Origin of the sequence: Pantoea septica (assembly GCF_002095575.1) — a bacterium.
GTDB lineage: Bacteria > Pseudomonadota > Gammaproteobacteria > Enterobacterales > Enterobacteriaceae > Pantoea > Pantoea septica.
Window position 1 is genome coordinate 1 of record NZ_MLJJ01000025.1, and the last position, 22,433, is coordinate 22,433.

The 22,433-nt window shown below is 59.3% G+C and carries 21 protein-coding genes and 1 pseudogene; 12 read left to right on the plus strand and 10 right to left on the minus strand.

The features are described 5' to 3' along the window. Positions 1-76: 76 nt before the first annotated feature. Positions 77-325: pseudogene (gene tssD, locus HA46_RS14145) on the plus strand (type VI secretion system tube protein TssD); the annotation flags it as partial. 260 nt (positions 326-585) lie between these two features. Here the strand turns inward: tssD and HA46_RS14150 are convergent. From HA46_RS14150 to HA46_RS14160, 3 genes are all read right to left on the minus strand, one after another. After that, positions 586-1,113 (minus strand): DUF2778 domain-containing protein, encoded by a 528-nt coding sequence (locus tag HA46_RS14150; RefSeq protein ID WP_084884979.1) that lies wholly within the window; start codon positions 1,111-1,113, stop codon positions 586-588. 136 nt (positions 1,114-1,249) lie between these two features. Next, positions 1,250-2,023, minus strand: a complete 774-nt coding sequence (locus HA46_RS14155) for an amidohydrolase (RefSeq protein WP_084884982.1) — start codon at positions 2,021-2,023, stop codon at positions 1,250-1,252. Beyond that, positions 2,011-3,171 carry a pyridoxal phosphate-dependent aminotransferase gene (locus tag HA46_RS14160; protein WP_084884985.1) on the minus strand — a complete coding sequence of 387 codons (1,161 nt, stop codon included), beginning with the start codon at positions 3,169-3,171 and terminating at the stop codon, positions 2,011-2,013. Before HA46_RS14160 ends, HA46_RS14155 begins: the two co-directional genes overlap by 13 nt. Positions 3,172-3,303: 132 nt before the next feature. On the opposite strand from HA46_RS14160, the gene HA46_RS14165 reads away from it, so the two are divergent. The 3 genes from HA46_RS14165 to HA46_RS14175 are packed head-to-tail and all read left to right on the plus strand — an operon-like array spanning position 3,304 to position 5,131. Then, the gene (locus tag HA46_RS14165) at positions 3,304-3,918 is read left to right on the plus strand and encodes a methylthioribulose 1-phosphate dehydratase (RefSeq protein ID WP_084884988.1); all 615 of its coding nucleotides are present in this window, start codon (positions 3,304-3,306) and stop codon (positions 3,916-3,918) included. Next, complete coding sequence (gene mtnC / locus HA46_RS14170) at positions 3,915-4,592, plus strand: acireductone synthase (protein WP_084884991.1); 678 nt, start codon at positions 3,915-3,917, stop codon at positions 4,590-4,592. Before HA46_RS14165 ends, mtnC begins: the two co-directional genes overlap by 4 nt. Next, on the plus strand, positions 4,589-5,131 hold the full coding sequence (locus HA46_RS14175) for a 1,2-dihydroxy-3-keto-5-methylthiopentene dioxygenase (protein ID WP_084884993.1): 543 nt from the start codon (positions 4,589-4,591) through the stop codon (positions 5,129-5,131). The genes mtnC and HA46_RS14175 overlap by 4 nt, the downstream gene beginning before the upstream one ends. A gap of 32 nt (positions 5,132-5,163) precedes the next feature. Here the strand turns inward: HA46_RS14175 and mtnA are convergent, their stop codons facing one another. Then, on the minus strand, positions 5,164-6,183 hold the full coding sequence (mtnA, locus tag HA46_RS14180; protein WP_084884996.1) for an S-methyl-5-thioribose-1-phosphate isomerase: 1,020 nt from the start codon (positions 6,181-6,183) through the stop codon (positions 5,164-5,166). A 131-nt stretch (positions 6,184-6,314) separates the two neighbouring features. Here mtnA and mtnK point away from each other — a divergent pair, with 131 nt between their 5' ends. Next, on the plus strand, positions 6,315-7,514 hold the full coding sequence (gene mtnK, locus HA46_RS14185) for an S-methyl-5-thioribose kinase (protein ID WP_084884999.1): 1,200 nt from the start codon (positions 6,315-6,317) through the stop codon (positions 7,512-7,514). Between the two features lie 262 nt (positions 7,515-7,776). On the opposite strand, the gene fadE is transcribed toward mtnK, so the two are convergent. Beyond that, the gene (gene fadE / locus HA46_RS14190; protein ID WP_084885002.1) at positions 7,777-10,224 is read right to left on the minus strand and encodes an acyl-CoA dehydrogenase FadE; all 2,448 of its coding nucleotides are present in this window, start codon (positions 10,222-10,224) and stop codon (positions 7,777-7,779) included. A gap of 224 nt (positions 10,225-10,448) precedes the next feature. On the opposite strand from fadE, the gene lpcA reads away from it, so the two are divergent. Both lpcA and HA46_RS14200 read left to right on the plus strand, forming a co-directional pair. Continuing rightward, the gene (gene lpcA / locus HA46_RS14195) at positions 10,449-11,027 is read left to right on the plus strand and encodes a D-sedoheptulose 7-phosphate isomerase (protein WP_033752849.1); all 579 of its coding nucleotides are present in this window, start codon (positions 10,449-10,451) and stop codon (positions 11,025-11,027) included. 54 nt (positions 11,028-11,081) lie between these two features. Continuing rightward, positions 11,082-11,849, plus strand: a complete 768-nt coding sequence (locus HA46_RS14200) for a class II glutamine amidotransferase (RefSeq protein ID WP_084885005.1) — start codon at positions 11,082-11,084, stop codon at positions 11,847-11,849. Here HA46_RS14200 and dpaA read toward each other — a convergent pair. Further along, entirely contained in the window at positions 11,820-12,566 is a 747-nt protein-coding gene (dpaA, locus tag HA46_RS14205) for a peptidoglycan meso-diaminopimelic acid protein amidase (protein WP_084885008.1), read from the minus strand. The genes HA46_RS14200 and dpaA overlap by 30 nt on opposite strands. Before the next feature lie 287 nt (positions 12,567-12,853). On the opposite strand from dpaA, the gene dinB reads away from it, so the two are divergent. Beyond that, positions 12,854-13,906 (plus strand): DNA polymerase IV, encoded by a 1,053-nt coding sequence (gene dinB, locus HA46_RS14210; protein ID WP_275452027.1) that lies wholly within the window; start codon positions 12,854-12,856, stop codon positions 13,904-13,906. A 221-nt stretch (positions 13,907-14,127) separates the two neighbouring features. Here dinB and HA46_RS14215 read toward each other — a convergent pair whose 3' ends face one another. The 4 genes from HA46_RS14215 to mutH form a co-directional block, all read right to left on the minus strand. Beyond that, positions 14,128-15,168 (minus strand): NADP(H)-dependent aldo-keto reductase, encoded by a 1,041-nt coding sequence (locus HA46_RS14215; RefSeq protein WP_033788686.1) that lies wholly within the window; start codon positions 15,166-15,168, stop codon positions 14,128-14,130. Between the two features lie 140 nt (positions 15,169-15,308). Further along, on the minus strand, positions 15,309-15,527 hold the full coding sequence (locus HA46_RS14220) for a YgdI/YgdR family lipoprotein (protein ID WP_033788687.1): 219 nt from the start codon (positions 15,525-15,527) through the stop codon (positions 15,309-15,311). 161 nt (positions 15,528-15,688) lie between these two features. Next, positions 15,689-16,399: a TerC family protein gene (locus HA46_RS14225; RefSeq protein WP_033752844.1), complete on the minus strand. Its 711-nt coding sequence runs from the start codon at positions 16,397-16,399 to the stop codon at positions 15,689-15,691. A 60-nt stretch (positions 16,400-16,459) separates the two neighbouring features. Then, positions 16,460-17,137, minus strand: a complete 678-nt coding sequence (gene mutH, locus HA46_RS14230; protein WP_033788688.1) for a DNA mismatch repair endonuclease MutH — start codon at positions 17,135-17,137, stop codon at positions 16,460-16,462. 686 nt (positions 17,138-17,823) lie between these two features. Between mutH and rppH the strand changes: the two genes are divergently transcribed. The 4 genes from rppH (at position 17,824) to thyA (ending at position 22,404) form a co-directional block, all read left to right on the plus strand. Continuing rightward, complete coding sequence (gene rppH, locus HA46_RS14235; protein ID WP_033752842.1) at positions 17,824-18,354, plus strand: RNA pyrophosphohydrolase; 531 nt, start codon at positions 17,824-17,826, stop codon at positions 18,352-18,354. 11 nt (positions 18,355-18,365) lie between these two features. Then, positions 18,366-20,612, plus strand: coding sequence for a phosphoenolpyruvate--protein phosphotransferase (gene ptsP, locus HA46_RS14240; protein WP_033788689.1), 2,247 nt, complete (start codon positions 18,366-18,368; stop codon positions 20,610-20,612). A 119-nt stretch (positions 20,613-20,731) separates the two neighbouring features. Beyond that, positions 20,732-21,613 carry a prolipoprotein diacylglyceryl transferase gene (gene lgt, locus HA46_RS14245; protein WP_033752900.1) on the plus strand — a complete coding sequence of 294 codons (882 nt, stop codon included), beginning with the start codon at positions 20,732-20,734 and terminating at the stop codon, positions 21,611-21,613. Beyond that, complete coding sequence (thyA, locus tag HA46_RS14250) at positions 21,610-22,404, plus strand: thymidylate synthase (protein ID WP_033788690.1); 795 nt, start codon at positions 21,610-21,612, stop codon at positions 22,402-22,404. Before lgt ends, thyA begins: the two co-directional genes overlap by 4 nt. The last annotated feature ends 29 nt before the right edge of the window (positions 22,405-22,433 follow it).

The following is a 22,433-nucleotide window of genomic DNA, read 5'->3' on the forward strand; positions in this document are numbered from 1 at the left end:
TGGTGCGGTCTTTTTATTTTTGCAGTTATAGTATGTTAATTCCTCAAATAAAAAGGAATTTTACTATGCCCATTCCGAGACGCCTAAAAGTGCAGAATTTAAATGGTATCGTATAAATTATGCTGGTCATGAAGAAGAATATTTTAATATGCTTCTCGAAGGCGTAACAGTAGTGTCAGTTAGTCCTGGTATGCCTAACGCAAAAATGACTGGTCTGTCACAGATTAATCATATGGAATCTTTCTCGTTACTGTACAAAAGGATTACCTGGAAGTACTGTGATGGCAATATCCTTTTTATCGATAGCTGGGAAGAAAGGGCATAAGACAATGCCGGGCAATGCCCGGCTTTTATTAGTGTTTGTTAAGAACCTTTCTTTCTATTACCATTATTATTATTGGGTGACTTATTGCGGTGATAAGGAAACTGCTAAAAATAAGTGCTATCCCTATAAACCCTTCTACATCATATTCCCCAAAAAAAGCCGCTGTATTATTCCAAAAGTTATATGTGCTTTTCGACATGGGAACTGATGGGATGGAAAAAATAAAGATTAAAATATACAAACCCACCCACGAAATGAGTTTAACGCCCGGTGGTACACGTCGTGCTTCCATTCAGGATCACCTCAATCATGCCATATGACATCAGACCATTGGCCAGTTCTTTTTGCTGGGTTGCCAGCAGCGCCTGACGGATTGATAAAAAGTCGGATCGATGTTGTAGGGTGATGCAACCGAGTGAGACGCCTGCCGGGCCGGGCGGATGCAGTCTGAAATTTCCTCTTTGAACGCCATTGATCCATGTGTAATCGTCAATTTTTCCGTCGTCGCGGTACAGTGCGAACCACTCATATTTAATAACAGGTGTTGGAGTAGGCCAGGAATAGAAATTATGCAGATCCGTTCTCAGCACGCCTTTCCATCCACCACCTGGTCGCTTAACAATATGATAGCGGCCATCAGGGATTGGACCCAAACTGGGTACACCAATGCAGCCAGCACGGTTACGATACTGGTCTTTGCCTGAGTAAGCCATGAATGTACCGACGCCATACATAAACAGAGGAGCGAAATCGGCATCTCCGATAAGAAATTTTCCATGAATGGTCATAATGCTTGTTCCTTAAGCGTTAGCGGGAATTAACCGCCGCTCATCATGACTGCTAACGATCAGTCATGATGAGCGGGCAATTAACCTTGCTTAAGGTAAGGTCTTGTGGTCGTTATGTAAACAGTGTTGTCACTATCTACTGATCCAGCGTAAAGCCATCGGCGTCGCGCCACGCCGGAAAGCGCTCGCGATAAGCATGCAGCGCTTCCCGCGACAGCGTAGCGTCAAGCCGCGCCTGCGCGAATGGCTCCGCCGCGCTGAGGATCTCGCCCTGCGGCGAAATAATCCTGCTGTCGCCGCTGTACTGATGCTGGTTGCCGTCGCTGCCGACGCGGTTGCAGCCCGCGATGTAGGCCTGATTCTCTATGGCGCGCGCCAGCAGCAGCGCCTGCCAGTGCAGGGCGCGCGGCGCCGGCCAGTTCGCCACATAGAGCGCCAGGTCGTAGTCGTCGCGGTTGCGGGAGAAGACCGGAAAGCGCAGGTCGTAACAGATCTGCGGCAGAATGCGCCAGCCGCGCCACGCCAGCACCTCGCGCGTCTCGCCCGGCAGATAGTGGTGATGCTCGTCCGCCATGCGGAACAGATGGCGCTTGTCATACTGGTGCAGCGTGCCGTCTGGCTCCACCAGCAGAAAGCGATTCACCGCGCCTTTTTCTGTCTGTATCGCTGCGCTGCCGCCCACCAGCGCATTGCTCGCCTCGGCGTGTTTGCGCAGCCATGCCACCACCTGCGTCTGCGGCAGCGAACGCTGCGCCGCCTCCATGGCGAAGCCGGTGGTGAACATCTCGGGCAGCAGAATCAGATCGCGGCCCGTCACGCCCTCGAGCACGGCGTCGAAATGGCGCAGGTTCGCTTCGCCATCCATCCAGTGCAGGGTTTCCTGCAAAACGGTAATCTTTAAATCTGACATAAGCGCTCCGCGGCGGCGTCCAGCGTCGCTTCCTGTTTGGCGAAGCACAGGCGGATCAGCCTGTGCGGGAACGGATCGGCGCAGAACACCGACAGCGGAATCGCCGCCACGCCCACCTCTTTGGTTAGCCACTGGCAGAAGCTGACGTCGTCGAGATCGGAGATGGCGCTGTAGTCCGCCAGCAGAAAATAGGTGCCTTCGCACGGCAGCACCTTAAAGCGGCTCTTTTCCAGCGCCTGCGCCAGTCGGTCGCGGCGCGCGCGGTAAAACGCGGGCAGCTCGCGGTAGTGGGCTGGCTCGTGGCGCAGCATATCGGCGATGGCCAGCTGGGCGGGCGTATTCACCGCGAAGGTCAGATACTGATGCACCTTGCGGATCTCTGCGCTGATGGCGGCGGGCGCGACGCTGTAGCCTACCTTCCAGCCGGTCATATGGAAGGTCTTGCCGAACGAGGAGACGGCGATGGCGCGCTCGCGCAGCTGCGGATGCGCCAGCACGCTGGCGTGGCCCGCCTCGTCGAAGCAGATATGCTCGTAAACTTCGTCGCTCAGCACGTAAATTTCCCGAGCGGCGATCGCCTGCCAGAGCGCCGCAAAATCCGCTTTACGCCAGACAGTGGCGGAAGGATTGTGCGGCGTATTGAGGATCACCAGACGGGTTTTGTCGGAGAGCAGCGCGGCGAATGCCGTCCAGTCGACGCGAAAGCCCGGCGGCTGCAGCGCGATGCGTTTCAGCACGCCGCCCGACAGCTCGACGGCGGGCGCATAGCTGTCGTAGCTGGGATCGAAGCAGATCACCTCGTCGCCCGGGCGCACCAGCGCGGTGATCGCCGCATAGAGCGCTTCGGTCGCGCCGGCGGTCACGGTGATATCGCTGTTGACGTCGGGGCGGTAGCCATACAGCTCAGCGGTTTTCTCGGCGATCGCCTCGCGCAGCGGCAGCGCGCCGGTCATCGGCGCATACTGGTTTGCGCCCTCGCTGACGTGATGCGCCAGGCGCGCCTGTAAATAGCGCGGTCCGTCAAAGTCGGGAAAGCCCTGCGAAAGGTTGATGGCGTTATGCTGCTGCGCCAGCGCGCTCATCTGGGTAAAGATGGTGGTGCCGAGAGCGGGAAGTTTACTCTCCGGCGTCAGGTTGGGCTGCGTCATGGTTGATTGCCTTAAGCGCGAATGTCATTGCGGAGTAACCCTGTGTTGAAGCCACTATAAACAGGATGTTAATATTTGGCAATCGAGACGCTTAGACGTCTAAAACCCACCTTACAGGATGCCTGATACGCTATGTCTGAACTCTCTCCGCTCGACCAGCTGGTGGCGGCCTGCCACTGGATTGGCGCTAAAGGCTGGGCGCCCGCCACCGGCGGCAATATGTCAGTGCGTGAAGATGCCCGCTTCTGCCTGCTCAGCGAGTCGGGCAAGGATAAAGGCAGCCTGACGCGCGACGACTTTATCCAGGTGGAGATCGCCACCCACCGCGTGCCGTCCGGGCGCAGGCCATCGGCGGAAACCGGATTGCATACCCTCATCTACCGGCTGTTCCCCGAGGCGGGCGCGGTGCTGCATACCCATACGGTGAACGCGACGGTGCTGTCGCGCGTCGAGAAGGGTGCAGCGCTGCGGCTGGAAGGCTATGAGATGCAGAAATCGCTGGCAGGGCAGCATAGCCATCTTGCGTGCGTGGCGATCCCGCTGTTTGATAACGATCAGGATATCAACGCGCTGGCGCGGCGCATTGAGGGGTATGCCCGCGATAACCCGCTGCGCTATGGTTTTCTGCTGCGCGGTCACGGCTTAACCTGCTGGGGCCGGGACGTGAACGAAGCGCGTCGTCATCTGGAAGGTCTGGAGTTTTTATTTGAATGCGAACGTCAACGTCGCCTGCTGGAGGCCCAATGATCCGCGCCATCGTTACCGATATAGAAGGCACCACCAGCGATATTCGCTTCGTGCATGATGTGCTCTTTCCTTACGCGCGTGAACATCTCGCCGCCTTTATCCGTGCGCAGCATGCGCATCCGGAAGTCCGCGCCGCGCTTGACGCGGTGCGCGCTGAAGCGGGCCAGCCTGAGGCCGATCCTGAGGCGCTCACCGCTATTCTGCTGGGCTTTATGGATGAGGATCGCAAATCCACCGGGCTGAAAGCGCTGCAGGGCATGATCTGGCGCGACGGCTATGTGAACGGCAGCTTTACCGGTCATCTCTATCCCGACGTCGTGCCGGCGCTGCGCGCCTGGCGGGAGCAGGGCTTTGAGCTCTACGTCTATTCTTCCGGCTCGGTTGCGGCGCAAAAACTGTTATTTGGCTACAGTGATGAAGGAGATATTACGGACCTGTTTAGCGGCTATTTCGACACGCGCGTCGGCGCTAAGCGAGAGGTCGCCTCCTACCGCAATATCGCCGAACAAACCGGCCTGCCCGCTGAGCAGCTGCTGTTCCTCTCCGACATTCGTCAGGAGCTGGATGCGGCAGCGGAAGCCGGATGGAATACCGTGCAGTTAATTCGCGGCCCCGCAGACAGCGAAAGCCGCCATCATCAGGTGAACACCTTTTCGGGAGTCGTTTTAGCATGAGCGCATTGACCATTTTTACCGATACCGAAGCCACGCTGCCGGTGTGGCACAGTACCGATGCGGAGATGATCCGCGAGCGGCTGAATGCAAAAAATGTGCGCTTCGAGCGCTGGGCGGCGGATCGCGATTTAGGCGAAAATCCGCAACCCGCCGACGTGATTGAGGCCTATCAGCACGCTATCGATCGGCTGGTGGCGGAGAAGGGCTATCAAAGCTGGGATGTGATCAGCATGCGCGCCGACAACCCGCAAAAAGAGACGCTGCGCGAGAAGTTTCTCTCTGAGCACACCCACGGCGAAGATGAGGTGCGTTTTTTTGTCGAGGGCGCGGGCCTTTTTTGTCTGCATCTCGACGGCCAGGTCTACCAGATCCTGTGTGAAAAGAACGACCTGATCTCGGTGCCGGCGGGCACGCCGCACTGGTTCGATATGGGTTCCTCGCCCAACTTCACCGCTATCCGCATTTTCGATAATCAGGAAGGCTGGGTGGCGCACTTCACCGGCGACGCCATCGCCGACGCCTATCCGCGCCTGCCTTAATTATGCCAGCCGGGCGCGCCCAGCGCGCCCGGTCAGGGCTGAAAAATCCCCGCCGCTACCGCCTCCGGCGTCACCACGCCGGTATCCAGCACCCAGCCGCTAATCAGCGCCGCAGGCGTCACGTCGAACGCCGGGTTACAGACTGTTGCCGCTTCCGGCGCCCACTGCACGCTGCCGAAACTGCCCGCCGCGCCGGTCACTTCGCTGGCGGCGCGCTGCTCGATCGGAATGTCGCGGCCGCTGACGCACTGGCGATCCAGCGTGGTGTGCGGCGCGGCAACGTAGAAGGGGATCTGATGGTAATGCGCCAGCACTGCCAGGCTGTAGGTGCCGATTTTGTTCGCCACGTCGCCGTTGGCCGCGATGCGGTCCGCGCCGACCCAGACGGCGTCGACCTGGCCGCTCGCCATCAGGCTGGCCGCCATCGAATCGGTGATCAGCTGAAAGGGGATCGCCAGCTCGCCCAGTTCCCAGGCGGTCAGGCGCCCGCCCTGCAGCAGCGGACGCGTTTCGCCCACCCAGACGTTCGCCACCTTGCCCTGCTGATGCGCGCGGGCGATGACGCCCAGCGCGGTGCCGACCCCCGCCGTCGCCAGCCCGCCGGTGTTGCAGTGCGTGAGCAGGCGGCTGTCCGGCTTCACCAGCGCGCTGCCCGCCTCGGCGATGTTGTCGCATAGCTGGCGATCCTCCTCGACCAGACGTAACGCTTCCTGACTCAGTGCGGCGGCAAAATCCGTCTGCGCCAGCGCCAGCTTCATCCGATCAAGATTATTCATCAGGTTGACCGCCGTGGGACGCGCGGCGCGCAACACCTCCAGCGCCTGCGCCAGCGCGTCGCGGCTGGCGCCCGCCTCGGCCAGCAGCGCCAGCAGCAGCGAGGCGGAGAGGCCGATCAGCGGCGCGCCGCGCACGCGCAGGGCGTGAATATGGCTGACCAGCTGCGCCACGTCGCGCGCCGGCAGCCAGTTTTTTTGCTGCGGCAGCGCCTGCTGATCGAGGATCCAGAGCTGGCTGTCACGAACCTGTAAGCTGGTGGTGCGGAGTGTTTGCATTGTCTGTGAAATCCCTGTTGCGTTGTTGTCACCTATTGTGCCAACATGCGGAACGGATGTATAGACGTCTGAACGGCTTATTATGCTGCCCTGGCGGGGTTTCGTTTCAGTTTGGTATAAGAGGAAAGGCAATGTCGCAATACCGTACCTTCACCGCGGCGGATGCCGTTGAGTATGCCCGGCAGTTTGGCGGCGTGGACGATCCCGCTTCGCTGGTCGAGGCGGAAGAGATTGGCGATGGCAACCTTAACCTGGTCTTCAAAATTTTCGACCGCCAGGGCAACAGCCGGGTTATCGTAAAACAGGCGCTGCCTTACGTGCGCTGCGTCGGCGAATCCTGGCCGCTGACGCTGGACCGCGCGCGGCTTGAGGCGCAAACCCTGATCGAGCACTACAAATATTGCCCTCAGCACACCGTCAGGGTGACGCACTATGACGAGACGCTGGCGGTGATGGTGATGGAGGATCTCTCCAGCCATCGCATCTGGCGCGGCGAGCTGGTGAAGGGCGCTTTTTATCCGCAGGCGGCGGCGCAGCTGGGCGAATATCTGGCGCAGACGCTGTTTCATACCTCTGATTTCGTGCTGCATCCCCATCAGAAAAAAGCGGAAGTGGCGCGCTTTCTCAATCCAGAAATGTGCGAGATCACCGAAGATCTCTTCTTTAACGATCCCTATACCGATCACGAGCGCAACAGCTACCCGCAGGCGCTGGAGCCGCTGGTCGCCAGCCTGCGCGATGACGAGGCGTTGCGCATCGCCGTCGCCGGACTGAAACATCGCTTTTTCGCCCATGCCGAAGCGCTGCTGCACGGCGATATTCACAGCGGCTCGATTTTTGTCGCCGACAACAGCCTGAAGGCGATCGACGCGGAGTTCGGCTATTTCGGCCCGATCGGCTTTGACGTTGGTACGGCGCTGGGCAATCTGCTGATCAACTACTGCGGCCTGCCGGGGCTGCTGGCCCCGCGCGAGGCGGCGGAAGGGCGCGAGCTGCGTCTCAACGACGTGCGCGAGGTGTGGAATACTTTCGCCGCGCGCTTCCTCGCGCTGGCGCAAGAGAAAACAGCGGACGTGGCGCTGGCCTATCCGGGCTACGCGCAGGCGTTTCTGCGCAAGGTGTGGGCCGATACCATCGGCTATTGCGGCACCGAGCTGATTCGCCGCACCGTCGGCATGTCGCACGTGGCGGATATGAAGCTGATCAAGGATGAGGCGATGCGCACCGAGTGCATCCGCAGCTGCATTACGCTGGGACGCACGCTGATTCTGGCGGCGGATCACATCGAGGACGCCGAGGCGCTAATCGCGCGTATTCGGCAGGCGGGATAAGGGCAGGCCGCGTCGGTTGACTCCGCGCGAACGCGGGTAACATGGCCCGATCGCAAAGTCGCTCAAGGCATCCCTGCACGCTCGGCCCGCGCCAATACGCACCTCATCCCTGAGGTGCGCCCGTCGCCGGGCCAACGCGTTGCATTGTTCAAAACGCGCCCGGCGTTTTTCTCCCTGGCGTGGGACGCTTTGCTCTTCGGTCCATGCCACCCGCTATCTGACTTTTGTGCGCGTTGCATTTTAAAACATATGTACCTGTCTCTTACGCCGCCTCGCTCTCCCGCGCCGCCTTCACCGCCGGCTGCTTCACCGGCACCGCCAGCGCATCCGCGGCAAACTCATCGACGTTAATGGCGCGCAGACGGCTCGCTTCGGCGCGCGTCAGCACCTCGGCCTCCGCGGCGTCAATCCAGCCCGCTTTTAATGCCCGCTGCGCCAGCGCGTCCAGCCGGGTGAAAGAGAAGTGCTCTTTCTGCTGTTTGCACAGACGATCGTGGATAACTTCCGCCGCCATCACCTCCTGCAACGCCTGCTCAAGCTGGCCGGCCGGGTTGTGCTCGCTCGGCGTCAGATACTGGCCGCGTCCCAGACGCGTCCGCGTGGCGGAAGGCACCTGCAGCAGCTTCGCCAGCTTATGATCGAGACGGTCGCTGGGCGCCGGGCAGTGCTTGCCGCCGGCGAAAATCATCATGCGCAGCGCGCCAGCCGCCAGCGGGCTGGGGAAGTTGCGCAGCAGATCCTCTATCGCCTGCTCGGCCTGATGCAGCGCATCCTGCACGCCCCAGTGCAGCAGCGGCAGATCGGCTTCGTGACGCCCCTCATCGTCATAGCGTTTCAGGGTGGCGGAGGCGAGGTAGAGCTGGCTCAGCACATCGCCCAGGCGCGCAGAAATGCGCTCGCGACGCTTCAGGCTGCCGCCGAGCACCGCCATCGACACGTCCGCCAGCAGCGCCAGGTTAGCGCTGAGACGGTTCAGATGCTGGTAGTAGCGGCGCGTGGCGTCGCGCGTCGGCGTGGCGCTGCCGCGTCCGGCCGTCAGGCCGAGCCACAGGCTGCGCACGGCGTTGCTGCCGACATAGCCGACATGGCTGAATAGCGCGGCGTCGAAGGCGTTCAGATCCTGGCTGGCCGCCGCCGCCATCTCTTTCAGCACGAACGGATGGCAGCGGATAGCGCCCTGGCCGAAAATAATCATGCTGCGCGTCAGGATATTGGCGCCTTCTACCGTAATGGCGATAGGCGCGCCCTGATAGGCACGGGCGAGGAAGTTATTGTTGCCGAGCATGATGCCTTTGCCGCCCGCGATATCCATCGCGTCCATAATGGCGCGCTGGCCGCGATGGGTGCAGTGATACTTCACAATCGCCGACAGCACCGCCGGTTTTTCGCCCTGCATAATGCCGGTGGTGATCAGCGTCGCCGCGGCGTCCATCACGTAGGCGTTCCCGGCAATGCGCGCCAGCGGCTCTTCGATGCCTTCCATCTTGCCGATAGAGACTCTGAACTGACGACGGATATGCGCATAGGCGCCGGTGGCGAGCGCCACGCTTTTCAGGCTGCCGGTGGAGTTGGAGGGCAGGGTAATGCCGCGTCCCACCGACAGGCACTCAACCAGCATCCGCCAGCCCTGACCGGCCATCTGCGGGCCGCCGATAATAAAATCGATCGGCACGAAAATATCGTTGCCGCGCGTCGGGCCGTTCTGGAACGGCACGTTAAGCGGAAAGTGGCGCTTGCCGATTTCCACGCCCGGCGTGCTGGTGGGGATGAGCGCGCAGGTAATGCCCAGCGACTCGGTGTCGCCCAGCAGACGATCGGGATCGGAAAGCTTAAAGGCGAGTCCCAGCACGGTCGCCACCGGCGCCAGCGTAATGTAGCGCTTGTTCCAGGTCAGGCGCATGCCGAGCACCTGCTTGCCCTGCCACTCGCCCATGCAGACCACGCCGGTATCGGGGATTGCGCCCGCGTCGGAGCCCGCTTCCGGGCTGGTCAGCGCGAAGCAGGGGATCTCGTCGCCGCGCGCCAGGCGCGGCAGATAGTGATCTTTCTGCTCGTCGGTGCCGTAATGCTGCAGCAGTTCGCCTGGGCCAAGGGAGTTAGGCACGCCGACGGTAATCGCCAGAATGCCGGAGACGCCCGCCAGCTTTTGCAGCACGCGCGCCTGCGCATAGGCGGAGAACTCGAGGCCGCCATACTCTTTTTTGATGATCATGGCGAAGAAACGCTGTTCTTTCAGATAGGCCCAGAGTTCCGGCGGCAGATCCGCCATCTCATGGGTGATGGCGAAGTCGTTCGCCATGCGGCACGCCTCTTCCACCGGACCGTCGAGAAACGCCTGCTCGGCCGGCGTCAGGCGCGGCTGCGGATAGTTGTGCAACTTTTGCCAGTCCGGCTTGCCCTGAAACAGGTCGCCTTCCCACCAGGTGGTCCCGGCGTCGATCGCCTCTTTTTCCGTGCGCGACATCGGCGGCATCACCTTTTGAAAGCGCTGCAGCATCGGCTTTGAAAACAGCGAACGGCGCATCGAGGGGAGGTTAAGCGGCAGCAGAAGGATCGCCAGCGGCAGCAGCAGCCAGGGCGTCCAGATATGCGCCGCCGCCCAGGCGACGGTCCACAACAGTAAAATCGCGCTGCTCACCGCCAGAGATACGCGGTGATAAAACAGGGCGCTGATTAACACCAGCGTCGCAAGGATCGACACAACCATCATAATCACGGCTCCGTAAGTAGTAAGAGGTCTGACCTGTTATGTGTAGAGGTGTATGCCACCTGCGTTCAATTAGCAATTTGTTTACATCGCAATTACAACCTTACTCACAAAATCGTTAAATCCGTCGCGGAGAGAAGTCAGGCTTTCGCGCGGCGCGCGCTTTGCGCCAACCCGCCATTCCGTTAAACTTGAAAAGTCACTCTTTTACTAACAAGGACATCCCTATGTACCAGGACATCATTCGCTCCGAGCTGAATGAAGCAGCGGATACGCTGAATACCTTTCTCAGCGACGAGGCGAATATTCACGCCATTCAGCGCGCGGCGGTGCTGCTGGCCGACAGCTTTAAAGCCGGCGGGAAAGTGCTCTCCTGCGGCAACGGCGGCTCGCACTGCGACGCGATGCACTTCGCCGAAGAGTTGACCGGGCGCTATCGCGAGAACCGTCCGGGCTACCCGGCGATCGCCATCTCCGACGTCAGCCATCTTTCCTGCGTCAGCAACGATTTCGGCTACGACTACGTTTTCTCACGCTATATCGAAGCGGTGGGCCGTCCGGGCGACGTGCTGCTGGGGCTGTCGACCTCTGGCAACTCCGCCAATATCATCAAGGCGATCGAGGCGGCGCGCGCGCAGGGCATGAAGGTCATCACTCTGACCGGCAAAGATGGCGGCAAAATGGCAGGCTCGGCGGATATCGAAATTCGCGTGCCGCACTTCGGCTACGCCGACCGCATTCAGGAGATCCACATCAAAGTGATCCATATCCTGATGCTGCTGATTGAAAAAGAGATGGTGAAGTAAGGGTGCTGGCCGCCATTTTGCTGGCTGGCGGCTTTTCTGACTAAGGCGGTAGCTATGTGCGAATTGCTCGGGATGAGCGCTAACGTTCCAACCGATATCTGTTTCAGTTTTACCGGCCTGGTGCAGCGCGGCGGTGGAACCGGGCCGCATAAAGATGGCTGGGGCATTACCTTTTATGAAGATCGGGGCTGCCGCACCTTTAAAGATCCGCTGCCGAGCTATAACTCGCCTGTCGCGCGGCTGGTGCAGGAGTATCCCATCAAGTCCCATTCGGTGGTGGCGCATATTCGCCAGGCGAACCGCGGGCCGGTCTCGCTGGAAAATACCCATCCCTTTACCCGCGAGCTGTGGGGACGCAACTGGACCTACGCGCATAACGGCCAGCTAAAGGGCTATCGCCAGCTGGAAACCGGCCACTTCCGCCCGGTTGGCGAAACCGACAGCGAGAAGGCGTTCTGTTGGCTGCTGCACAAGCTGGCGACGCGCTATCCGCGCACGCCCGCCAACTGGCCGGCGGTGTTTCGCTATGTGGCGGAGCTGGCGGGAGAGCTGCGGCAGAAAGGGGTGTTCAATATGCTGCTGTCGGACGGGCGCTATCTGATGGCGTTCTGCTCAACCAATCTCTACTGGATCACGCGCCGCGCGCCCTTCGGCAAAGCGCAGCTGCTCGATCAGGACGTGGAGATCGACTTCCAGCAGCACACCACCGCCAACGACGTGGTGACGGTGATTGCGACGCAGCCGCTGACGGCAAATGAAACCTGGCACCGCATCGTGCCAGGCGAGTGGACGTTATTCTGCCTTGGAGAGCGCCAGGAATGATTTAGAGGCGGCTTCCGGATTGACCATCGCCGGGCTGCCGCTGTTCATCACGTAGCTGCCGCTGGCGACGCTGACCGTCGGCGGCTGATGGTATTTCGCAAAGTAAGCGTAGCCGGGCTGCAGCTCGCGCCAAAAGCTGGCGTAGGCGGAGTAGCGATGGCGCTGCATATTGCTGTCGGTCATGCGGAACGGGAAGATGCTGATGTTAACCTCTGACTGGCCGTTACGCAGCGCCGCGTTCACATAGGTGAAAATCTCATCCATATAGGCGTCAGTCATGGCGTAGCAGCCAATCGACTTACAGTCGCCGTGGATCATCAGGTAGTTGCCGGTGTAGGCATGCTCGCGATCGTACTGGTTAGGAAACCCGACGTTGATGGCGCGATAAAAACGGCTGTCTGGCTTAAGCTGGTTGAGCCTGACGCTGTAAAAGCCTTCCGGACTTTTAAAATCTCCTTCGCGCCGCTTCGGACCGAGGCCGCCGGAAAAGTTACAGATGCGGTAGGTATCGAGCAGGCGAAATTCGTTGCCGATTTTGCCATAGAGCTCCAGCGTGCGTTCTTCCTTGAAAATCTGCAGGTAGACCGGGGTACCGAGTAGCTGTTTCTTTAATTCTTTACTCACCGGCGTCGACGCTGGCTGCGTCGGCTCGGGAGTCATTGCCATGCTGAGGGCTGGCATCAAAATCATCGCAAACAGAAGTGCGATTTTGCCCATGCTGTGTATACCTTGAGTGAAGAGAACGATGACGCGAGACGCGTCTCAAACTTGCATTATCGGAAAACTCCGCTACCGCAGCGCAACATTAGCATTGTCTGTTTTTTTATCAAGACGCCGCCAGGTAAATTCGCGTTTTGCTCAAGATATGACGGCCAGAAATTTGTAAACTTTAGTGGCGGCGAACGTTAATTCCGCTTTTCAGGCGCGTCTGACGCGGCGGGCTTTTGCTTCTGTACATCTATACAGTATCATTAGGCGTGACGGAAAGCGGATGGCGGGCAAGCGTGAAAATCATACATGTCGATATGGACTGCTTCTATGCAGCGGTGGAGATGCGTGACAATCCGTCGCTGCGCGATATTCCCATCGCCATTGGCGGCAGCCGCGAACGACGCGGCGTGATCAGCACCGCCAACTATCCGGCGCGCAAATTCGGCGTGCGCAGCGCGATGCCCACCGCCATGGCGCTGAAGCTCTGTCCGCATCTGAAGCTGCTGCCGGGGCGCTTCGACGCCTATAAGGAGGCGTCGCAGCAGATCCGCGCAATTTTCCTGCGCTATACCCCCTTGATCGAGCCGCTGTCGCTGGACGAGGCCTATCTCGACGTTACCGACAGCCCGCACTGCCACGGCTCCGCCACGCTGATTGCCCGCGAGATCCGCGACACCATTCAACGCGAGACCGGGCTGACCGCCTCGGCCGGCATCGCGCCGATTAAGTTCCTCGCTAAAATCGCCTCCGACCTCAACAAGCCCGACGGGCAGTACGTTATTACGCCGCAGGAGATGCCTGATTTTTTGCTGTCGCTGCCGCTGGCGAAGATCCCCGGCGTCGGCAAAGTGGCGACGAAAAAGCTCGAGGAGATGGGGCTGCATACCTGCGCCGACGTGCAGAAAGCGGACGTGGCGCAGCTGCTCAAGCGCTTCGGCAAGTTTGGCCGCGTGCTGTGGGAGCGCAGCCACGGCATCGACGAGCGCGGCGTGGTGGTGGAGCGCGAGCGCAAGTCCGTCGGCGTCGAACGCACGCTGGCGGAAGATATTCACAGCTGGGAAGCCTGCCTTGAGATTATCGATTTTCTCTATGCGGAGCTGGAGCGCCGCCTGACGCAGGTTCGGCCCGACAGGCAAATCGCGCGGCAGGGCGTGAAACTCAAGTTCAACGATTTCCAGCTGACGACGCAGGAGCATATCTGGCCGGAGCTGAACAAAGAGGATTTGATCGCGGTGGCGCGCAAAGCCTGGGATGAGCGCCGTGCCGGACGCGGCGTGCGGCTGGTGGGGCTGCACGTTACGCTGCTCGATCCGCAGCTTGAGCGGCAGCTGCTGCTGGGGCTATAGCTGCAAACGAAACCTGATCGTCAGCTAACAGGCAACGCTAAAATCAAGGCGCTGCCAGCCTGGGCCGAAGAGCAAAGCGTCCCGCGGCAGGGATGCCGCGGGCCGAGCGCGCAGGGATGCCTTGAGCGACTTTGCGATCGGGCCAGGCTAGCAGCGCAAATACCTGACAAACAGCCTACGCCCACCTCACTAAACCCACTCGCAATAGCCGCTCAACCCCTTTAAGGCGCCGGATAGGTGTAACGGCGGTGAATCGCCTCGATCCCTTCCAGCACGTCCGCGTCCAGCGTCAGGTTGAAGCTGTCGATATTGATCTTCAGCTGCTCCATCGTCGTTGCGCCCAGCAGAGTGCTGGCGACGAACGGCTGCTGACGCACATAGGCCAGCGCCATCTGCGACGGATCCAGGCGGTGCTTCTGCGCCAGCGCCACATATTCCGCAATCGCCAGCTGCGACTGCTCGCCGCTGTAGCGCGTAAAGCGGCTGAACAGCGTGTTGCGCGCGCCGGCCGGTTTCGCGCCGTTCAGGTACTTGCCGCTCAGGGTGCCGAAGGCGAGGCTGGAGTAAGCCAGCAGCTCGACCCCTTCATGCTGGCTGATTTCCGCCAGGCCCACCTCAAAGCTGCGGTTCAGCAGGCTATAGGGGTTCTGAATGGTCACGATGCGCGGCAGCTCGTGCTTCTCCGCCAGCTGCAGATAGCGCATCACGCCCCAGGCCGTTTCGTTCGACACGCCGATATAGCGAATTTTGCCGGCGCGCACCTGCTCGGTCAGCGCTTCCAGCGTCTCCAGCAGCGTGACGGGAACCGTGGTCTCGCTGTACTGATAGCCCAGCTTGCCGAAATAGTTGGTCTGGCGCTGCGGCCAGTGCAGCTGATAAAGGTCGAGGTAGTCGGTATTCAGGCGCTTCAGGCTGGCGTCCAGCGCGTCGCGGATATTTTTGCGGTCCAGCGCCTGGTTAGGGCGAATCGAGGCGTCGGCGCCGCGCGAGGGGCCCGCGACCTTGCTGGCGAGGATCACTTTATCGCGGCTGCCGCGCGTCTTCAGCCAGCTGCCGATATACTGTTCGGTCAAACCCTGGGTTTCCGGGCGCGGCGGCACCGGATACATTTCAGCGGTATCGATAAAGTTAATGCCGCTGGCGAGGGCGAAATCGAGCTGCTCGTGGGCGTCGGCTTCGCTATTCTGTTCACCAAACGTCATGGTTCCCAACCCCAGTTGACTCACTTCCAGCGTGCTATGGGGGATGCGGTGATAATGCATAGCCGTCTTCCTTATTTTTATGGAATGTAATGGTGTGTCCTGTGGGACTATAGCGCGTGAATCAGCGGGGAAGGAAGTAGGGAAAATCGGGGAAATCACCTGTCCGGGCAAATTGCGGGACAGGTGAGCTGAAATGGCACTTAACGCTCAATAATGGTCGACACTTCGTCGCCATTTATCTGCACTTCATGGCCTGACTGATCGGTATATTTCACCAGACCGGTCTCTTTATCGATGGTCGGCTTACCTTCCGTCATGATCATCTGGCCGTTTTTCGTTGCCATTACATAATCTGAACTGCATCCGCTCAGTGTAACGGCGGCAAAAATCAACACTGCTACGCCTGCCAACTCTTTCATCACGCTTATTCCTCTCACTCCCGTCAGCCTGTGGGCCGCGTCGCCCCGTCAAAGGCTACGCAGCATCAACTGCAAAAAGTGTAGTAATAAATGGTTTTGGCGCTTTGCGTTATCGCATGAATCTGAAAATAAAAGGGCGGCCTGTAGCCGCCCTTGACATCTTACGCCGCGCTTTTCTTAGCGCGCATCAGGTTCAGACATTCAACGGCCATAGAGAAGAACATGGCGAAATAAATGTAACCTTTTGGTACATGCACCGCGAAACTCTCCAGAATCAGGGTAAAACCCACCAGTATCAGAAAAGAGAGGGCGAGCATTTTGATCGAGGGATGGCGATCGACAAACTCGCCAATGGCGCGCGCGGCAAACATCATCATCAGCACGGCGATCACCACGGCGGCCATCATAATAAAGAGATGATCGGAAAGGCCGACGGCGGTAATCACCGAGTCCAGGCTAAAAATGATATCCAGCAGCATGATCTGCACGATAGCGCCGAAGAAGGAGTGCACGTTGGTCTTGTGCTCCTCTTCGCCGCCTTCGATGGTTTCATGGATCTCCATGCTCGATTTCCACAGCAGAAACAGACCGCCGCCGAGCAGGATCAGATCGCGCCAGGAGAAGGCGTGATCGAGCAGGGTAAATAGCGGATGGGTCAGACGCGCGACCCAGGCGATAGAGGCCAGCAGGGCGAGACGCATCAGCATGGCGCCCATCAGGCCGAGCCGACGCGCGCTGGCCTGCTGATGTTTAGGCAGCTTCGCCACCACCAGCGACAGGAAAATAATGTTATCAATACCCAGAACCACTTCGAGGATGGTCAGCGTGCCCAGCGCCAGCCAGGCGTTGGGATCGGTTATCCACTCAAACATGCGCACACTCAATCTTAAACGAAAAGTAAACGGCGATTATACGCATCCGTTTTGATGAACTTACAGTAAAAAATGACGCGCCAGCAGCGGGGCGGTGAAACTCTTTTTCAGATAAAAACCGCGCGGCAGCGTCATAATCGGCTCGCCGTGTTCGCCTATGCCTTCTGTTAACGCCCGGCTGTTGGCGGCTTTCGGCCGGATCTGTAGCCAGGCGCCGTGGCGCGCGGTAATGCGTTCAACCTGGCCCAGCACGATCATATCCATCAGCTCCTCCCAGTCCTGGCGCAGCATGCGATCTTCCTCTTCGCTCGGGCTCCACAGCAGCGGCGCGCCGACGCGACGCTGGGCGAGGGGGATCGCGCGATCGCCCTCCACCGGGATCCACAGCACGCGCGCCAGCTTGTGGCGTACATGGCTCGTCTCCCAGGTCACGCCGCTGTTGCCTGTCAGGGGCGCCACGCAAACAAAGGTGGTTTCCAGCGGTTTGCCCTGCGCGTCGACAGGAATGGTTTTGAGTTCAATGCCGAGATGGGCGAAATCCTGCTCCGCCTTGCTGCCTGCGCTGGCGCCCAGATAGCGCTCCAGCAACATGCCGACCCAGCCTTTATCGCGTTTCAGATCGGCCGGCATCGGCAGGCCGGCCTGCGCGGCCAGGGTCGCCAGCGACTGGCCCGCCAGCGCATGGGCACGCGCCAGGAGAACGGCTTCATTTTCGGGCGGGGCGGGCAGCTGGAACATAGCGAACACTCAGTTGGTTAAAAAATAGACAACTCTTCTCCCGCAAACTTTTCCCACAGCGGCGTCAGCAGCAAGAGCGCTGATAATAGCATGATTCCTCATGCTTTTTTAATTGCGCGCCGTGCCGACCTGCCACAGCCGTACAAGGTTATCCCGGACTGACGGCAATAATGAACAGGATCTTCGCCTGAGTTATCCACAGATAGGTGGGATAACCCTGCAGCACTCCCGCTACTGGTTCCATTTACAGCCTTGACTTTAGCGGAAAAGGCGCTTTTTTATCCAGTGATGAGCAAGTTTACTGCATTGTCTGTGGATAAAAACGACGTCGCTTGATCTTTGACCAGCTAAAACGCTTTCGCAGCTTTCACCGCAAATCTGGCCGCTTTTATTCTGAATAAGAGTTAATTAAGATTCTGTTTTTAATGGTTAAAAATCATTTTCTAGTCTATGGGGCGGATAAGGGACGCAAAAGTTTATTCAGCTAATTCCCGTGTTCTGCACAAAGCTATCCACAGAAAACGTGAATAAGATCGCCTCTTTGCCGCCTTAATTGTTTATAACTCGGGTCAATACTGTGAGTTATCCAGGCGCGGCGCCGCGTTCTTCCCGACAATCCAGTGGTTTACCGCCTGTAAGGAGTGTGAAACAATCAGGCTATTCAAATTTAGCTTTGAGGTAGTCCAGTGATCGATGATGATGGCTACCGCCCGAATGTTGGTATCGTAATCTGTAACAGGCAAGGACAAGTGTTGTGGGCCAGGCGCTTTGGACAGCACTCCTGGCAGTTTCCTCAGGGAGGCATCAATCCGGGTGAAACCGCCGAACAGGCGATGTATCGCGAACTGTTCGAAGAAGTGGGTTTACACCGTAAAGATGTTCGAATACTTGCATCTACCCGAAACTGGTTGCGCTACAAATTGCCAAAACGTTTGGTGCGTTGGGACACAAAGCCGGTGTGTATCGGCCAGAAACAAAAGTGGTTTCTTCTGCAGTTGATGAGCAGTGACGCGGATATCAATGTGCAACACAGCAGCACGCCAGAGTTCGACGGCTGGCGCTGGGTGAGCTTCTGGTATCCGGTGCGTCAGGTTGTCTCCTTTAAACGCGACGTCTATCGCCGCGTGATGAAGGAATTCGCTGGCGTGGTAATGTCGATGCAGGAGAGTGCGGGGCAGCAGCGCAGCGCGCCAGCCCATCGACGGAAAAGAGGATAGGCCACGCTCTTATGCTCACTCAGTTGCGCGAAATAGTAGAAAAGGTGGCGGGCGCGCCGCGGCTTAACGACGCGCTCGACATCCTGGTCAATGAGATCTGCCTGGCGATGGACACGGAAGTGTGCTCTGTTTATCTCGCGGATCACGATCACCATTGCTACTACCTGATGGCCACGCGCGGCCTGAAAAAACCGCGCGGACGCACCGTGACGCTGGCGTTCGACGAAGGGATCGTCGGCCTGGTGGGGCGGCTCGCCGAACCCATCAACCTTGCAGATGCGCAAAGTCACCCCAGCTTCAAATATATTCCCGCCGTTAAGGAAGAGCGCTATCGCTCTTTCCTTGGCGTGCCGATCATCAGCCGCCGGCAGCTGCTGGGCGTGCTGGTGGTGCAGCAGCGCGAACACCGACAGTTCGACGAGAGCGAAGAGTCTTTCCTGGTCACGCTGGCCACGCAGATGGCGACCCTGCTGTCGCAGTCGCAGCTCGGCCAGCTGTTTGGCCAGTTCCGCCAGACGCGGGTGCGCGCCATCGCCGCCGCGCCGGGCGTCGCCGTCGCGCCGGGCTGGGTAGACGAAACGCAGCCGCTGCTGGATCAGGTCTCCGCCGCCTCGACGCTCGACGTGCAGCGCGAACGCGAGCGGCTGGTGCTGGCGATGAGCGAAGCCGCCAGCGAATTCCGCCGCTTCAGCAAACGTTTCGCCGCCGGCGTGCAGAAAGAGAGCGCGGCGATCTTCGATCTTTACTCCCACCTGTTGACCGATGCCCGCCTGAAAAAAGATCTGTTCGACGAGATCGAGCAGGGATCGGTTGCCGAATGGGCGGTCAAAAAGGTCATCGAAAAATTCGCCGCCCAGTTCGCCAGCCTTAGCGACAGCTACCTGCGCGAGCGCGCGGGCGATCTGCGCGTGCTGGGCCAGCGCCTGCTGTTTCATCTCGATGACTCGCTGGTCGGCACCAACGCCTGGCCGGAACGTTTTGTGCTGGTGGCCGACGAGCTCACCGCCACCACGCTGGCGGAGCTGCCGCACGAGCGGCTGGCGGGGATCGTGGTGCGCGACGGCGCCGCTAACTCGCACGCCGCTATCCTGACGCGCGCCATGGGCATTCCCACGGTGATGGGCGCGGATATCCTGCCTGCGCAGCTCAATAAACGCCTGCTGATTGTCGACGGCTACCGCGGCGAGCTGTTAATCGATCCTGAGCCGGTGCTGGTGCAGGAGTATCAGCGCCTGATCAGCGAAGAGAACGCGCTGAGCAAAATGGCGGAAGGGGTAGTCGATCAGCCGGGCCAGCTGAAAAGCGGCGAGCGCATCCAGGTGATGCTTAACGCTGGCCTCAGCCCCGAGCATGAACAGACGCTCGATAGCTGGGTGGACGGCATCGGCCTCTACCGCACCGAAATTCCCTTTATGCTGCAGAACGGCTTCCCGTCCGAAGAGGAGCAGGTGGCGCAGTATCAGGGCATGCTGCAGCTGTTTCACAACAAGCCGGTCACGCTGCGCACGCTCGACGTCGGCGCCGATAAACAGCTGCCCTATATGCCGATCAGCGAAGAGAATCCTTGCCTCGGCTGGCGCGGCATTCGCCTGACGCTCGATCAGCCGGAGATTTTTCTGGTGCAGGTGCGCGCCATGCTGCGCGCCAACGCCGCCTCCGGCAACCTCAGCATTCTGCTGCCGATGATCAGCCATATCGACGAGATCGACGACGCGGTGCGGCTGATCCAGCGCGCCGGACGTGAAGTAGAAGAGATGCTGGGCTACATGATCCCCAAACCGCGCATCGGCGTGATGATCGAAGTGCCGTCGATGCTGTTTATGATCCCGCAGCTGCAGTCGCGCGTCGATTTCGTTTCGGTCGGCACCAACGATCTGACCCAGTATTTGATGGCGGTGGATCGCAACAACACGCGCGTCGCCAACCTCTACGATCCGCTGCATCCCGCTATGCTGCGCGCGCTGCAGGCGATTGCCACCGAAGCCCGTCTGGCGAATCTCGAGCTCTGTCTTTGTGGTGAAATGGCGGGCGATCCGATGTGCGTCGCGCTGCTGGTGGGGCTTGGCTATCACCATCTCAGCATGAACGGCAAGAATGTGCCGCGCGTAAAATATCTGCTGCGCCATCTGGATAAAGAAGAGACGCAAAAGCTGAGCGAGCAGGGCCTGAGCGCGCACACCGCGTCGGAGGTCCGCCATCTGGTCGCCGCCTTTATGGAGCGGCGCGGGCTGGGCGGCCTGATTCGCGGCGGGCGCTAGGCGTTATCCTCGTTTACATTTACGCTGCTCTGTAAAAAACCAGGCTGTGCTATCATGCGCAGCCTTTAACATATCCGCCTGGCGCCCCTTTTTCAGGGCTGAAAATTGAATGGTGAATGATGAATAACGGCTATATCGCATTTCCGCAGTTCGATCCGGTGATCTTCTCTATCGGGCCGGTTTCGCTGCACTGGTACGGACTGATGTACCTCGTCGGCTTTATTTTTGCCATGTGGCTGGCGGTGCGTCGCGCCAACAAACCCGGCAGCGGCTGGAAAAAAGAGGAGGTTGAAAACCTGCTCTATGCTGGCTTCCTCGGCGTTTTCCTCGGCGGCCGCATCGGCTACGTGCTCTTCTATAACCTGCCGCTGTTTCTGGACAACCCGCTCTATCTGTTCAAAGTCTGGGATGGCGGCATGTCGTTCCACGGCGGCCTGATCGGCGTTATCGTGGTGATGCTGATCTTCGCGCGCCGCACCAAACGCACCTTTTTTCAGGTCTCTGACTTTATCGCGCCGCTGATCCCGTTCGGCCTTGGCGCAGGCCGTCTCGGCAACTTTATCAACGGCGAACTATGGGGCCGCGTGGCGCCTGATTTCAAATTCGCCATGCTCTTTCCCGGCTCGCGCAGCGAGGATGTGGCGCTGGCGGCGAATAACCCGGGCTATCAGGATCTGCTGAACACCTACGGCGTGCTGCCGCGTCACCCCTCGCAGCTCTATGAACTGATGCTGGAAGGCGTGGTGCTGTTTATTATTCTCAACCTGTTTATTCGCAAACCGCGTCCGATGGGCAGCGTCTCCGGCCTGTTCCTTATCGGCTACGGCGCGTTTCGCATTATCGTTGAATTCTTCCGTCAGCCGGATGCGCAGCTCGGCCTGTTCGAGGGCGGCGTCAGTATGGGGCAGATTCTCTCCATTCCGATGATCCTGGCGGGCATTATCATGATGGTCTGGGCGTATCGTCGTCGCCCGCAGCAACACACACGAGAGGTAAAATGAAACAGTATCTGGACCTGATGCAACACGTGCTGAACCACGGCACGCCGAAATCTGACCGTACCGGCACCGGCACGCTGTCGATTTTCGGCCACCAGATGCGTTTCAACCTGCAGGATGGCTTTCCGCTGGTGACCACGAAAAAAGTGCATCTGCGCTCAATCATTCATGAGCTGCTGTGGTTTCTGAAAGGCGAGACCAATATCCGCTATCTGAAAGAGAACAAGGTCACTATCTGGGACGAGTGGGCGGATGAAAACGGCGACCTCGGGCCGGTTTACGGCAAACAGTGGCGCAGCTGGGGCAGCGCGCGCGGCGAAGAGATCGACCAGATTGCGAAGGTTATCGAACAGCTGAAGCGCGATCCCGATTCCCGTCGTATTATCGTTTCGGCGTGGAACGTCGGCGAGCTGGACGAGATGGCGCTGGCGCCGTGCCACGCGTTCTTCCAGTTTTACGTGGCGGACGGCAAACTCTCCTGTCAGCTCTATCAGCGCTCCTGCGATATTTTTCTCGGCCTGCCGTTCAATATCGCCAGCTACGCGCTGCTGGTGCATATGGTAGCGCAGCAGTGCGATCTGCAGGTCGGCGATTTCGTCTGGACCGGCGGCGACACGCACCTCTACAGCAACCATCTGGAGCAGGCGCGCCTGCAGCTGACGCGCGCGCCGCGCGCGCTGCCGAAGCTGGTGATTAAGCGCAAGCCCGACTCCATCTTCGACTACAGCTTCGAAGATTTCGAGATCGAAGGCTACGATCCTCATCCGGCCATTAAGGCGCCGGTCGCGGTGTAACTTCCCGACCTGCGGTAACAAAGCCCCGG

Bases quoted from the DNA above. Each gene is read 5' to 3' on its own strand.
- HA46_RS14155 (WP_084884982.1), bottom strand. From the start codon at position 2,023: ATGTCAGATTTAAAGATTACCGTTTTGCAGGAAACCCTGCACTGGATG.
- HA46_RS14150 (WP_084884979.1), bottom strand. From the start codon at position 1,113: ATGACCATTCATGGAAAATTTCTTATCGGAGATGCCGATTTCGCTCCT.
- mtnC (WP_084884991.1), top strand. From the start codon at position 3,915: ATGATCCGCGCCATCGTTACCGATATAGAAGGCACCACCAGCGATATT.
- thyA (WP_033788690.1), top strand. From the start codon at position 21,610: ATGAAACAGTATCTGGACCTGATGCAACACGTGCTGAACCACGGCACG.
- fadE (WP_084885002.1), bottom strand. From the start codon at position 10,224: ATGATGGTTGTGTCGATCCTTGCGACGCTGGTGTTAATCAGCGCCCTG.
- HA46_RS14175 (WP_084884993.1), top strand. From the start codon at position 4,589: ATGAGCGCATTGACCATTTTTACCGATACCGAAGCCACGCTGCCGGTG.
- HA46_RS14225 (WP_033752844.1), bottom strand. From the start codon at position 16,399: ATGTTTGAGTGGATAACCGATCCCAACGCCTGGCTGGCGCTGGGCACG.
- lpcA (WP_033752849.1), top strand. From the start codon at position 10,449: ATGTACCAGGACATCATTCGCTCCGAGCTGAATGAAGCAGCGGATACG.
- HA46_RS14160 (WP_084884985.1), bottom strand. From the start codon at position 3,171: ATGACGCAGCCCAACCTGACGCCGGAGAGTAAACTTCCCGCTCTCGGC.
- ptsP (WP_033788689.1), top strand. From the start codon at position 18,366: ATGCTCACTCAGTTGCGCGAAATAGTAGAAAAGGTGGCGGGCGCGCCG.
- mtnA (WP_084884996.1), bottom strand. From the start codon at position 6,183: ATGCAAACACTCCGCACCACCAGCTTACAGGTTCGTGACAGCCAGCTC.
- mtnK (WP_084884999.1), top strand. From the start codon at position 6,315: ATGTCGCAATACCGTACCTTCACCGCGGCGGATGCCGTTGAGTATGCC.
- mutH (WP_033788688.1), bottom strand. From the start codon at position 17,137: ATGTTCCAGCTGCCCGCCCCGCCCGAAAATGAAGCCGTTCTCCTGGCG.
- HA46_RS14220 (WP_033788687.1), bottom strand. From the start codon at position 15,527: ATGAAAGAGTTGGCAGGCGTAGCAGTGTTGATTTTTGCCGCCGTTACA.
- HA46_RS14215 (WP_033788686.1), bottom strand. From the start codon at position 15,168: ATGCATTATCACCGCATCCCCCATAGCACGCTGGAAGTGAGTCAACTG.
- HA46_RS14200 (WP_084885005.1), top strand. From the start codon at position 11,082: ATGTGCGAATTGCTCGGGATGAGCGCTAACGTTCCAACCGATATCTGT.
- dpaA (WP_084885008.1), bottom strand. From the start codon at position 12,566: ATGGGCAAAATCGCACTTCTGTTTGCGATGATTTTGATGCCAGCCCTC.
- HA46_RS14165 (WP_084884988.1), top strand. From the start codon at position 3,304: ATGTCTGAACTCTCTCCGCTCGACCAGCTGGTGGCGGCCTGCCACTGG.
- lgt (WP_033752900.1), top strand. From the start codon at position 20,732: ATGAATAACGGCTATATCGCATTTCCGCAGTTCGATCCGGTGATCTTC.